Annotated in this window: 11 protein-coding genes; 8 read left to right on the forward strand and 3 right to left on the reverse strand. The window is 70.5% G+C overall.

The genetic code is table 11. The features are described from left to right. Nucleotides 1–165: 165 nt before the first annotated feature. The gene (locus tag G5C60_RS31315) at nt 166–1,461 is read left to right on the forward strand and encodes a sensor histidine kinase (protein ID WP_165264388.1); all 1,296 of its coding nucleotides are present in this window, start codon (nt 166–168) and stop codon (nt 1,459–1,461) included. A 32-nt stretch (nt 1,462–1,493) separates the two neighbouring features. Next, nucleotides 1,494–2,138, forward strand: coding sequence for a LuxR C-terminal-related transcriptional regulator (locus G5C60_RS31320; RefSeq protein ID WP_165264387.1), 645 nt, complete (start codon nt 1,494–1,496; stop codon nt 2,136–2,138). Nucleotides 2,139–2,160: 22 nt separating this feature from the next. Here G5C60_RS31320 and G5C60_RS31325 read toward each other — a convergent pair whose 3' ends face one another. Then, nucleotides 2,161–2,637, reverse strand: coding sequence for a GNAT family N-acetyltransferase (locus G5C60_RS31325; protein ID WP_165264379.1), 477 nt, complete (start codon nt 2,635–2,637; stop codon nt 2,161–2,163). Nucleotides 2,638–2,677: 40 nt separating this feature from the next. Between G5C60_RS31325 and G5C60_RS31330 the strand changes: the two genes are divergently transcribed. Continuing rightward, entirely contained in the window at nt 2,678–3,211 is a 534-nt protein-coding gene (locus G5C60_RS31330) for a hypothetical protein (protein WP_165264380.1), read from the forward strand. Between the two features lie 53 nt (nt 3,212–3,264). Beyond that, nucleotides 3,265–4,059, forward strand: coding sequence for an exodeoxyribonuclease III (locus G5C60_RS31335; RefSeq protein WP_165264381.1), 795 nt, complete (start codon nt 3,265–3,267; stop codon nt 4,057–4,059). On the opposite strand, the gene G5C60_RS31340 is transcribed toward G5C60_RS31335, so the two are convergent. Next, nucleotides 4,056–4,688: a MerR family transcriptional regulator gene (locus G5C60_RS31340; RefSeq protein WP_165264389.1), complete on the reverse strand. Its 633-nt coding sequence runs from the start codon at nt 4,686–4,688 to the stop codon at nt 4,056–4,058. The two genes, G5C60_RS31335 and G5C60_RS31340, sit on opposite strands and share 4 nt — an antisense overlap. Nucleotides 4,689–4,920: 232 nt before the next feature. On the opposite strand from G5C60_RS31340, the gene G5C60_RS31345 reads away from it, so the two are divergent. The 4 genes from G5C60_RS31345 to G5C60_RS31360 all read left to right on the forward strand — a co-directional run bounded on the left by G5C60_RS31345 (nt 4,921) and on the right by G5C60_RS31360 (nt 8,625). Beyond that, nucleotides 4,921–6,453, forward strand: a complete 1,533-nt coding sequence (locus tag G5C60_RS31345; RefSeq protein WP_165264382.1) for a flavin-containing monooxygenase — start codon at nt 4,921–4,923, stop codon at nt 6,451–6,453. Beyond that, nucleotides 6,450–7,373: an alpha/beta fold hydrolase gene (locus G5C60_RS31350; protein WP_165264383.1), complete on the forward strand. Its 924-nt coding sequence runs from the start codon at nt 6,450–6,452 to the stop codon at nt 7,371–7,373. Before G5C60_RS31345 ends, G5C60_RS31350 begins: the two co-directional genes overlap by 4 nt. Before the next feature lie 56 nt (nt 7,374–7,429). Further along, a complete protein-coding gene (locus G5C60_RS31355; RefSeq protein WP_165264390.1) occupies nt 7,430–8,314 on the forward strand; it encodes an SDR family oxidoreductase in 885 nt (294 codons plus the stop codon). 86 nt (nt 8,315–8,400) lie between these two features. Next, nucleotides 8,401–8,625: a hypothetical protein gene (locus G5C60_RS31360; RefSeq protein WP_165264384.1), complete on the forward strand. Its 225-nt coding sequence runs from the start codon at nt 8,401–8,403 to the stop codon at nt 8,623–8,625. A 94-nt stretch (nt 8,626–8,719) separates the two neighbouring features. Here G5C60_RS31360 and G5C60_RS31365 read toward each other — a convergent pair whose 3' ends face one another. Next, on the reverse strand, nt 8,720–12,052 hold the full coding sequence (locus G5C60_RS31365) for a S41 family peptidase (RefSeq protein ID WP_165264385.1): 3,333 nt from the start codon (nt 12,050–12,052) through the stop codon (nt 8,720–8,722). Between the last annotated feature and the right edge of the window lie 63 nt (nt 12,053–12,115).

Raw genomic sequence — 12,115 nt, forward strand, 5'->3', positions numbered from 1 at the left:
GTCCGGTGGCACCGAGGCGCAGTGCGGCAGAACCGAGACTTGGGGTAGGGCCAGGCCTACCCCCGATCCACCCCCTGGACCGATGGCCCCGGCGAGCGCCCGGCTCCTACGGTGATCCCCATGCATCCGCTGATCCCCGCACAGCCCCGGAACGTGTGGCAGGCCATGACCAAGCCGGGCTACCTGCTGTCGGCGTGGCCGTGGCGTTCGGTCGCCTACCTGGTCACCGGTGCGGTGACCGGCGTTGCCGTCCTGGTGTTGATCGTGGCCCTGGCGGTGGCCGGCGGGGTACTCGCCCTCGTCCTGGTGGGGCTGCCGCTGCTGGTCGTCACGGTCCTGGCCGGCCTTCCGGTGGCCCGGTTGGAGCGGCGCAGGCTGCGCCTGGTCGATCTGGACCCGGTGCCCGACCAGCACCGGGAGCCTGCCGCGCCCGGCCTGCGGGCCTGGCTGACGACGCGGCTGCGGGAGCAGATGACCTGGCGGGAGCTGGGGTACGCGCTGCTGTTCGCGGGCCTGTTGTGGCCGGTCGACGCCCTCGTGATCACGGTCGCCCTGCTGTTCCCCGTGTCCATGACGGTGACTCCGCTGCTGATGGCGACGGCCGGCGACGGCAACGAGGCGAAGGTCCTCAAGCAGTGGACGGTCACCACCTGGCCGGCCGCCTTCGGCGTCGCCGTCCTCGGGCTCGTCCTGATGGGCCTGTGCGCCTATGTCCTCGGGGTCGCGGCGGGCGCGCGGGCCGCGCTGACCCGCCTGCTGATCGCCTCCCGCGAGGGCGACCTGGGCGCGAAGGTCGTCGAACTGGCGCGTTCCCGCGTCCGGTTGGTGGACGCCTTCGAGGCGGAACGGCGGCGCATCGAGCGCGATCTGCACGACGGGGCGCAACAGCGCCTGGTGGCCCTGACGATGACACTCGGCCTGGCCCGCCTGGACGCCCCGCCGGGCCCGCTCGCCGACCAGCTCGCCAAGGCGCACGACGAGGCGGGCAAAGCCCTCGGGGAGTTGCGGGAGCTCATCCATGGCATCCATCCCAAGGTCCTCGCCGACTACGGCCTCCAGGCGGCGGTCGCCGACGCCGCCGACCGCTCGGTGGTCCCCGTCGACGTGGACTTGGAACTGCCCGGACGCCTGCCCCAAGCGGTGGAGGCAGCCGCGTACTTCGTGGTGTGCGAGGCCCTGGCCAACGTCGGCAAACACAGCGGGGCGAACCGCGCGGAGGTCGGCGGCGGGCACCGTGACGGGCGGCTGTTCCTGGAGATACGGGACGACGGGCGGGGCGGCGCGAACGCCGGGAGCGGCGGCGGCAGCGGGCTGACCGGACTCGCGGACCGGGTGTCCGTACTGGATGGCAGACTTGCTCTGTCCAGCCCGCCGGGCGGACCGACCCTGTTGCGCGTGGAGATCCCTTGCGAGCTGACCGAGCTGACCGAGTTGGCCGGGTCGACCGAGCCGGCCGAGTAGGCCGCTTCGACCGACCGGCCCGATCGCTTCGCATAGTCCTGGCCGAGGACAGCGTGCTGCTGAGGGACGGGCTCATCAGTCTGCTCACCCGCTGCGGCCATGAGGTGGTGGCGGCCGTCGGCGACGCCGAGGCGCTGCTCGCCGCGGTCGCCGAGCAGGAGCAGGGCGGGCCGGACATCGTGATGACGGACGTCAGGATGCCGCCGGACTTCAAGGACGAGGGTCTGCACGCGGCAGTCCGACTGCGCGAGACGCGGCCCACGCTGCCGGTTCTGGTCCTCAGTCAGTACGTCCAGCGGACGTACGCCGCCGAACTGCTCGACTCCGGCGACGGATCGGGCGTCGGCTATCTGCTCAAGGACCGGGTCGGGCAGGTGGAGGAGTTCGTGGAGGCGCTGCAGGAGGTCGCGGCCGGCGGCACGGTCGTCGACCCCGAGGTCGTACGCCAGCTGCTGCGCCGCCGCCGCGATCCGCTGGAGCGGCTGACTCCGCGCGAGCGCGAGGTCCTGGCGCTGATCGCGGAAGGCAGGTCGAACGGCTCGATCGCCCGTGAACTGGTGGTGTCCGAGGCGGCCGTCGGCAAGCACATCAGCAGCATCTTCACCAAGCTGGACCTGCCCCCGGCGGACGAGACCCACCGCAGGGTCCTGGCCGTACTGGCCTTCCTGCGCGCCTGACACTCCCTCAAAGTCACATGTTTCACAGTGACTTCGCGAAGCACCTGCTGTTCTCGTGGAAGCGGTAGTGGCCGAACTTGGCGCAGGGTTCGTAGCCGCTGGAGGTGTAGAGGGCGATCGCCTCCGGCTGCTTCGTGCCCGTCTCCAGGACCATGCGGATGCGGCCGGCCGCGCGGGCGTCGTCCTCCAGGGCCGCGAGGACGCGGCGGGCGAGGCCGTTGCCGCGGGCTTCCTCGATCACATACATTCGCTTGATCTCCGCGTCGCCGTCCGAGTAGCCCTCGTCGTTCGCGTCCTGGCTGCGCCAGCCGCCCGTGGCCACCGGACGGTCCAGCTCGTCGTACGCGATGAGGTACAGGCCGACCGGCGGTTCGAACATCGACGGGTCGAGGAACGTGACGTCGCCCTCGTCGTCGTAGCGCGCGGCGTATTCGGCCTGGACCTGGTCGTTCAGCTTGACGGCGTCGGGGTGGTCGAAGGAGACGCGGCGTATATTCATGTCAGGTATCGTACATCTATGCGTCAGGTGGGGAGAGCGCATGAGTGAGTCACCATCGAATCAGACGGTGCAGGAGAACGACCTGCCGCGCTACCGGGTCGAGCTGGAGAGCGTCGATGAGGGGATCAGGCGCGGATGCCATGTTCACGCCGGTTCGATGGAAGAGGCCCTGCTGAAGGTCCGCGAAGGGGATCAGTGGCCGAGTAGCGGGCCCGGCAGCGACCCCAGCAGGTTTCGAGTGGTGGAGGCAAGTGAGGAGAGTGCCTCCAGTGAGGCCCGGCACCAGCGAAACGCGCGCCGACGCTACCTCAACACCATTGTGGAAACCGGCCTGACGGCGCTGGGCAAGAGCGCTCCCGATCACTCGTCGGACGAAGAGTTCTTCGACGTCCTGTGTGATTTCTTCACCCGGGCCGTCGTTCTGCCCGGCCACTTCGCCTTCCCCTCGGGGGATACGGAGGGCGACCGTCTGATGAGTACGGACGACGCGGCCGCCGTCATGGCCCAGCTCCTCACCACTCATCTCGCCCATCACGGCTTGAAGGTGACAGAAACCCTTCCGGAGCCGGAGTAGGCACCGCGTAGCGTACGTGTGCCACCTGCTGACGGGAGAGTGTTGTGCAGACAGTGACCTCTGTGAATGTGAACGGGCTTCGGGCCGCCGCCAAGAAGGGCTTTGTGGAGTGGCTCGCGAACACCTCCGCCGACGTGCTGTGTCTCCAGGAAGTGCGGGCCGAGCCGCCGCAGTTGCCCGAGGGGATTCGACAGCCCGACGGGTGGCATGTCGTGCACGCGCCCGCCGCCGCGAAGGGACGTGCGGGGGTGTCCCTCTATACGCGGCGTGAGCCGGACCGGATCCAAGTGGGCTTCGGATCCGCCGAGTTCGACGGCAGCGGGCGGTATGTGGAGGTCGATCTGCCCGGGATCACGGTCGCCTCTCTCTACCTCCCCTCCGGCGAGGTCGGGACCGAGCGGCAGGACGAGAAGATCCGGTTCATGGGGGAGTTCCTCGCCTACCTGAAGGCACTCAAGGAGCGGGCCGCCGCCGATGGGCGCGAGGTCCTGGTCTGCGGCGACTGGAACATCGCCCACCAGGAAGCCGACCTCAAGAACTGGCGCGGCAACAAGAAGAACTCCGGATTCCTGCCCGAGGAACGCGAGTGGCTCACGACGGTCTTCGGCGAGACGGAGGGCGGGTACGTCGATGTCGTACGCACCCTGCATCCGGACGTCGAAGGGCCGTACTCGTGGTGGTCCTACCGTGGGCAGGCCTTCGACCGTGACACGGGCTGGCGCATCGACCTCCACGTCGCGACGCCGGGGCTCGCGGCCAAAGCCGTGAAGGGGTACGTGGAGCGGGCGGCCACGCATGCGGAGCGGTGGTCGGACCACGCGCCGGTGACCGTCGTCTACGACCGTTAGGCCCGCCTCCCAGGTTTCCGCAGCCGCCGGTCCATCGCCATCGACAACTCCGCCTCCACCACGCTCTTCGCGAGCGGGCGCAGGCGTTGGAGGTCGGCCGGGGAGGCGCCCTGGGTGAGGATGAGGTCGGCGAACAAGTCGGCCAGGGCGTCCGCGTGTTCGCGTACGCGGTGGCCGGCCCTCAGGACGTCCGCGAGCGGGATGCCTTCGCGGACCAGGGCCGCCGAGACGTCCAGCAGGCGGCGGCTGATGTGGACGATGTCGGTGCCGTCCGTGGCGAGGTATCCGAGGTCGAGGGCGGCGGAGAGGTTCTCCGGGGTCGCCTGGTCCCCGAAGGCGTCGGCCAGTTCCTCGGGGGAGAGGCGGACGGGGACCTCCTCGGTGGGCGCGCCCAGGCCGAGCAGTTCGCCGACGTCGCGGCCGTGGTCGAAGGCCTCGGCCAGTTCGGCGATGCCGCTGAGGGTGTGGCCGCGTTCCAGGAGCGCCGAGATCGTGCGCAGCCGGGCCAGGTGGTCGTCGTCGTACCAGGCGATACGGCCCTCGCGGCGCGGCGGCGGTATCAGCTTGCGCTCGCGGTAGAAGCGAAGGGTCCGCACCGTGATACCGGCCTCCTTGGCCAGCTCCTCCATGCGGTACTCCCGCTTACCCGACTCCCGCTTACCCGGCTCCCGTTGTGCCTGCTCCCGTTTTCCCGATCCCTCAGCCACGTGAGCAGCCTATGTTGTACCGCCGGTAACTTCCTGGTCTCCGACCCCTACCCAGGAGTACGACACTCCCCTACTCTCCCCATTGCGCCAGTACTTACTGGCATGGTTGCACTGGGCCAGGACGGTACCAGGACGGGACCAGGGAGGTGTCGGGATGACCGAGCACGAGCAGGTGCGGCATGTCCGCGTGGCGGTGGTCGGGTCCGGGTTCGGCGGGCTCGGGGCCGCTGTCCGGCTGCGGCGGGAAGGGATCACCGACTTCGTCGTCCTCGAACGGGCCGGCAGCGTCGGCGGCACCTGGCGGGACAACAACTATCCCGGCTGCGCCTGCGACGTACCGTCCCACCTCTACTCGTTCTCCTTCGCCCCCAACCCCGACTGGCCGCGCACCTTCTCCGGGCAGGAGCACATCCGCGCGTACCTGGAGCATGTGACGGATGTCTTCCGGATCCGTCCCCACATCCGCTTCAACTCCGAAGTGAAGAGGATGACCTGGGACGGCGAGCGGCTGCTCTGGGAGATCGAGACCAGCAGCGGGAACCTCACCGCCGACGTCGTCGTCTCCGCCACCGGGCCGCTCTCCGAGCCCCGGATCCCGGACATCCCCGGCCTCGACACCTTCCCCGGCGCGGTCTTCCACTCGGCCCGCTGGGACCACGACTACGACCTGCGCGGCAAGCGCGTCGCGGTCGTTGGCACGGGCGCGTCCGCCATCCAGATCGTGCCCGAGATCCAGCCCGAGGTCGCCCGGCTCACCCTCTTCCAGCGCACCCCGCCCTGGGTGATGCCCCGCGTCGACCGGGCCGTCAGCGGTGTCGAGCGGTGGCTGCACCGGCAGTTGCCCTTCACCGCGCAGGCCAGGCGTGGACTCCTGTGGGGCATCCGGGAGCTGCAGGTCCAGGCGTTCACCAAGCACCCGGGCGAGCTCGGTCTGGTGGAGCAGTTGGCCAAGCGCAACATGGCTCGGGTGATCAAGGACCCGGCGCTGCGCGCGAAGCTGACTCCCGACTACCGCATCGGCTGCAAGCGGATCCTGCTGTCCAGCGACTACTACCCGGCCCTCGCCCGGCCCAATGCGGACGTCGTCGCCTCCGGCCTTGCGGAGATCCGGAACAACACCGTCATCGCCGCGGACGGCACCCGAGCCGAGGCCGACGCGATCATCTTCGGTACGGGCTTCCACGTCACCGACATGCCGATCGCCGAGCGCGTAGTGGGCGCGGAGGGCCGGACCCTCGCTGAGGCGTGGGCGACCGGCATGAAGTCGCTGCGTGGCGCGACCGCCGCCGGGTTCCCCAACTGGATGTCGGTCATCGGCCCGAACACGGGCCTCGGGAACTCCTCCATGATCCTGATGATCGAGTCCCAGCTGAACTACCTGGCCGACTACGTACGGCAGTTGGACGTCCTCGGCGGACGGGTCGCCCTCGACGCCCGCGCCGGTGCCGTGGACGCCTGGAACCACAGGGTTCAGGAGCGCATGAAGCGCACGGTGTGGAGCACCGGCGGCTGCACCAGCTGGTACCTCGACGCGAACGGCCGCAACTCGACCATCTGGCCCGGTACGACGACGGAGTTCCGCAGGGCCACGCGACGCGTCGACCTCGGGGAGTACGAAGTCCTCCGGGGACCCCGGAAACGTATCGACACCAGCCAAGTCAAGAAGAAGGTGGAGGCCGGCGCGTGAGCCGACTGACGCATGTGAAGAGCGGTCCCTACGCCCCTCCCGTCCCCGTCCGGGAGCTGACCGCGGTCTCCGCCGACGGCGCGCGACTGCACGTCGAGGTGCACGGGCCCGAAGACGCCCCCGCGGTAGTGCTCGCGCACGGCTGGACCTGCTCGACCGCCTACTGGGCGGCGCAGGTACGGGATCTCGCAGCCGACCACCGGGTCATCGCGTACGACCAGCGCGGGCACGGGCGGAGTCCCGCGAGCACGACGTGCACCTCGGACGCGCTCGCCGACGACTTGGAGGCCGTGCTCGCGGCGACCCTCGCGCCGGGCGAGAAGGCCGTGCTCGTGGGGCATTCCATGGGCGGGATGACGCTGATCGCCGCGTCCGGGCGGGCGCGCCTGAGGGAGCACGCGGCGGCCGTGTTGCTGTGCAGCACGGGCAGTTCGCGGCTGGTCGCCGAGTCGCTGGTGGTGCCGATGCGGGCCGGGCGGCTGCGTGTCTGGCTCACGCGGCGGATCCTGGGGGCGCGGGCGCCGCTCGGGCCGGTCACGCCGGTCGCCCGACGGATCCTCAAGTACGCGACGATGGGCGCCGGTTCGGCCCCGGAGATGGTCGAGGCGTGTGCGCGCATCGTGCACGCGTGTCCGCGGCAGGTGCGGTACGCCTGGTCGCACGTACTGGACGCACTCGAACTCGACCACGCCGTCCGGGAGTTGACCGTGCCCACGGCCGTGGTCGTGGGCGCGGCCGACCGGATGACACCCCCGGTCCATGCGCGCGGCCTGGTCGCCGCGCTGCCCGAATGCGTCGGCATCACCGAGCTGCCGGGCGTGGGTCACATGACCCCGGTCGAGGCGCCCGAGCTGGTCACCGCGCGGATCCGGGAACTCGTGTCCACCTATCTGCGGGTCGGGTTGAAGGAGGGCGCATGAGCGGAAGGCGCATGAGCGGAGGGCGCATGAGCGGAGGGGGCATTGGCGGCGGGCGCATGAGCAGGCTCAGCCTGGAGGGACAGGTCGCCGTCGTCACGGGAGCGGCGCGGGGCGTCGGTGAACTGCTCGCCCGCAAGCTCTCCGCGCGCGGGGCGAGGGTCGCGCTGGTCGGTCTGGAGCCGGACGCGCTGAAGGGGGTCGCCGAGCGGCTGCACACCGAGGGCGGCCACTGGTACGCGGACGTCACCGACCACGAGGCGATGGTCCGGGTCGCGGCCGAGGTCGAGGAGCGGTTCGGGAAGGTCGACATCGTCGTCGCCAACGCGGGCGTCGCGAACAGCGGGCCCTTCGTGGACTCCGACCCCGAGACCTGGCGGCGCGTCATCGAGGTCAACCTCATCGGCTCGGCGGTGACGGGACGCGCCTTCCTGCCCGCCCTGTTGGCGAGCCGCGGCTATCTGCTGCAGATCGCCTCGCTCGCCGCGATCACGCCCGCGCCGATGATGACGGCGTACTGCGCGTCCAAGGCGGGCGTGGAGGCGTACGCGCACTGCCTGCGTGCCGAGGTCGGCCACAAGGGCGTACGCGTCGGGGTCGGTTATCTGTCGTGGACCGACACCGACATGGTGCGCGGGGCCGATCAGGACGACGTCATGCGGGAGTTGCGGCAGCGGCTGCCGTGGCCGGCCGGCAAGACGTATCCGCTGGGGCCGGCCGTCGACCGGATCGTGGCCGGGATCGAGCGGCGGTCGAGTCATGTGTACGGGCAGTGGTGGCTGCGCGGCACGCAGGGCGTACGCGGGTATCTGCCGGGGATCATCGGGACGGTGGGGCGACGGGAGATGAGGCGGTTCGAACCGCGCTTCGGCGAGGTTCGCACAGGGCTTGTCGGCGCGGGTGGCGCGGCTGACCAAGAGGCACGCGACACAGCGCGTAACTGACCGTAACTAACCGAAATGCGCGCTTTGTCGGGCCATGTAAATCTGGTCGAGGCCCCAATCCCTCACCCACAACGGGAGTGAATCTCATGGGCATGCAGGACCAGTTCAAGGACAAGGCCGAGAAGCTTCAGCAGAACGCGAAGAACAAGGCCGGCAAGGGCCGGGACGAGAGCGAGCGCAGCCGGCGGACCCCGGAGGAGCGCGAGCGGGCCCAGCGCGAGGAGGCCCAGCGCCGTCGGCAGGAGCATGACCCGGCGCGCAGGTCCGAGCGGGAGGATCAGGACCGCCTCGATCAGGACTACGACATCTGATCGCAGGACTATGACGTCTGATCGCTGACCATGACGACGTCTGATCGCTGACCGGCCTGATCGGTAAGGGGTGCCCTCAATGGGAGGGCGCCCCTTACGCGTTGTCGGCTCTGGGAGGCAGTTTGGGGCGCGTCCTGTCCGGAACGTAGTGGTAGTCCGGGGGAGTTGCCGCCGGATGGTCGGTCAGGAGTTTCAGGGCAAGGTGCACCGCGTCGGCCAACTGCGCGTGACGGCCCTCCGCCCAGTCCAGCGGGGTGCGCAGGACGGGCAGGTCCGGGCTGACGCCGTGGTTCTCGACGGACCAGCCGTACGCGTCGAACCAGGCGGCGTTCATCGGAACCGTGATGATCGTGCCGTCGCCGAGACGGTGCCGCCCGGTCATGCCGACCACGCCGCCCCAGGTGCGCTGCCCCACCACCGGGCCGAGCTTCAGCAGTTTGAAGGCGGCCGTGATCATGTCGCCGTCCGAGGACGTCATTTCGTCGGCGAGGGCGACGACGGGACCGCGCGGGGCGTTGGAGGCGTACGACACCGGCTGGGCGTTGCGCGTCAGGTCCCAGCCCAGGATCGTACGGGTGAGCTTCTCGACGACCAGCTCGCTGATGTGGCCGCCGGCGTTGCCGCGCACGTCGACGATCAGGGCGGGCCGCGACATCTCCATGCGCAGGTCGCGGTTGAACTGGGCCCAGCCCGAGCCGCCCATGTCCGGGATGTGCAGATACCCGCACTTGCCGTGGCTCAACTCCCTTACCACTTCACGGCGTTTGGCCACCCAGTCCTGGTAGCGGAGGGGGCGTTCGTCGATGAGGGGGACGACCGCGACCCGGCGCGCATGACCCTCGCTGTCCGCCATCGTGAACGTCAGCTCCACCGTCGTACCGCCCGCGCCCGCGAGCAGCGGATACGGGCCGGTGACCGGGTCGACCGGCCGCCCGTCGACATGGGTGAGCACCGCGCCCTCGCGGATGCCCGTACCGGCCAGCGGTGAACGCGCCTTGGAGTCGGACGACTCGCCGGGGAGGATGCGCCTGACCGCCCAACTCCCCTCCCTGTGTGCGAAGTTGGCGCCCAGCAGGCCTTGCGCGCGCTGGTAGTGCGGCGGCCCCTCGTTGCGGCGCGCGGGGGAGACGTACGCATGGGAAGTGCCCAGCTCGCCCAGGACCTCGCGCAGCAGGTCCGTGAACTCGTCGGGGGACGCGACCCGTTCGACCAGCGGCCGGTACTGGTCGAGCACCGCGTCCCAGTCGATGCCGCACATCTTCGGATCCCAGAAGTACGCGCGGATGAGCCGCCCCGCCTCCGCGTAGGACTGCCGCCACTCGGCGGCCGGGTCGACGTTGTGCAGGATGCGGCGCGAGTCGATCCACACGGTCGTGTCTAGGTCGCCGGACTCGGTGGAGGGAACGGCCCGCAGGTCACCCTCGTCGACCACGACGAGCCGCGAGCCGTCGCCGCTGACCGCGAACCAGTCGAGATGGTCGACGAGTTCGGACTTCTTCGCCTTGGTGATGTTGAAGTACTCCAGCGTGGGCCGCCCGGAGGTGTCGTCCGGGTTGACGAAGGTCTCGCCGAGCGCCCCGGAGATCGGCCAGCGCAGCCAGACCAGGCCGCCGCCCGCGACCGGGTACAGCGCCGAGTACTTGGAGGCGGGGACCGGGAACGGCGTGACCCTGTTCGCCAGGCCCTCGATTTCGACGGTCACCGTCCCGTCGCCCGCGTCCTCCTCCACCAGGTCCAGGCCTCCCGCTGCCGGGCGCCCCTCGGGGGTGAGTGCGAAGGGAGAGGGCGTCGCGGAGGACAGGGGGACGAGGTACGGGCGGCAGCCCAGCGGGAAGGACAGGTCGCCGGTGTGCACGTCGTACACCGGGTCGAAGCCGCGCCAGGACAGGAACGCCAGGAAGCGGCCGTCCCGCGTGAACACCGGGTTCTCGTCCTCGAAGCGGCCGTTGGTGACGTCGACGATCGTGTGCGCCACCGGACCTACGGCTCCCGGACCTCCGGGGCTCGGACCTCCGGCGCTCGGCCCTTCGATCCGTGCGATCTTGATCTGCCGCAGGGAGCGGCCGATGCCCGGGTGGGACCAGGTCAGCCAGGCGCCGTCGGGGGAGAAGGCGAGGTCCCGGACCGGCCCGTTGATGGACTGGATCAGCTCGGTGACCTCGCCGCCCGCCTCTGCCGTGCCGGACTCCTCCGTCACGTCGATGAGCAGCAGACGGCCGTCGTTCGAGGCGATCGCGAGCCGTTCGCCCTGCGGGTCCGAGGCGAGTTCCAGTACGCGGCCCAGCCGGCCGGAGGCCAGCCGGCGCGGTTCGCTGACGCCGGTCGCACGCGGCAGGTACGCGATCTCGACGGCGTCCTCGCCCTCCGCGTCCGTCACGTACGCGATCCGCCCGCTCGAGCCGAGCATCTCCGGAAGCCGTACGCGTACGCCCGGGGTGTCCGCGATGGCCCGCGCGGGCCCGTCGCGGTGCGTGAGCCAGTACAGGCTGCCGCGTACGACGACGGCGCTGGCCCGGCCCGTCTCGTCCACGGAGATCCCGTCGACGTGCTGTCCTGCCGCCACCTGGTACGGACGGCGTCCGGCGCGCGGCCCGCCGAGGCGCACGTCGAGTCGGCGCGGCAGTGAGTCGGCGGACAGGTCGTCGACGATCCACAGGTCGCCCGCGCACTGGTAGACGACCCGGGTGCCGTCGGAGGAGGCGTGCCGGGCGTAGAAGGCGTCGTGGTCGGTGTGGCGGCGCAGGCCGGAGCCGTCGTGCAGGCACGAGTAGAGGTTGCCGACGCCTTCGTGGTCGGAGAGGAAGGCGATCCGGTCGCCGACGAACATCGGCGCGTCCAGATGTCCGTCGAGGTCTTCGAGGATCCGTTGCCCGTGCAGCCAGAGCCGTCCGGTGCCGCCGCCCCGGTAGCGCTTCCAGGCCGCTGGTTCGTGCGGGGCCGTCCCCGTGAGCAGCAGCGTCTTGCGCTCCCCGTCGCAGTCGGCGACCGCGATGTGGGAGACCGGGCCCCAGGGCAGCTTGCCGCCGGGGTCGCCGTCGACCGGAACGCTGTAGGCCCAGGCGAAGTGCGCGAAGGGCTCGCCGTGCGAGGCGACGGCGAGGATGTCGCCGTCGGGTGTCCAGCCGCAGACCCTGGTGTCGGGGCTGCCCCAGTACGTGAGCCGTCTGGCGGGCCCGCCGTCCACCGGGGCGAGATGGATCTCCGGGTCGAGGCTGCGCCAGGTCGTGTACGCGATGTGCCGGCCGTCGGGCGAGAAGCGCGGGTGGCCGACCTTCGTACGGTCGACGGTGAGCCGCCAGGCCCTGCCCGGGCGGTCGAGGGGGGCCACCCAGAGGTCGTCCTCGACCACGAAGCACAGTCGCTGGCCGCTCAGGTGGGGGAAGCGGAGGTAGCCGGGGGCGGTCGGGTTCTCTTGCTTGTCGCTCACCTACCCATGCTTGGCCTGGGGAGGGGGCGCGGCAACTTGTGGCGGCTGCTTCCGGCGGGTGGG

The sequence above is a fragment of the Streptomyces scabichelini genome, from assembly GCF_011045015.1.
GTDB classification, from domain to species: Bacteria; Actinomycetota; Actinomycetes; order Streptomycetales; family Streptomycetaceae; genus Streptomyces; species Streptomyces scabichelini.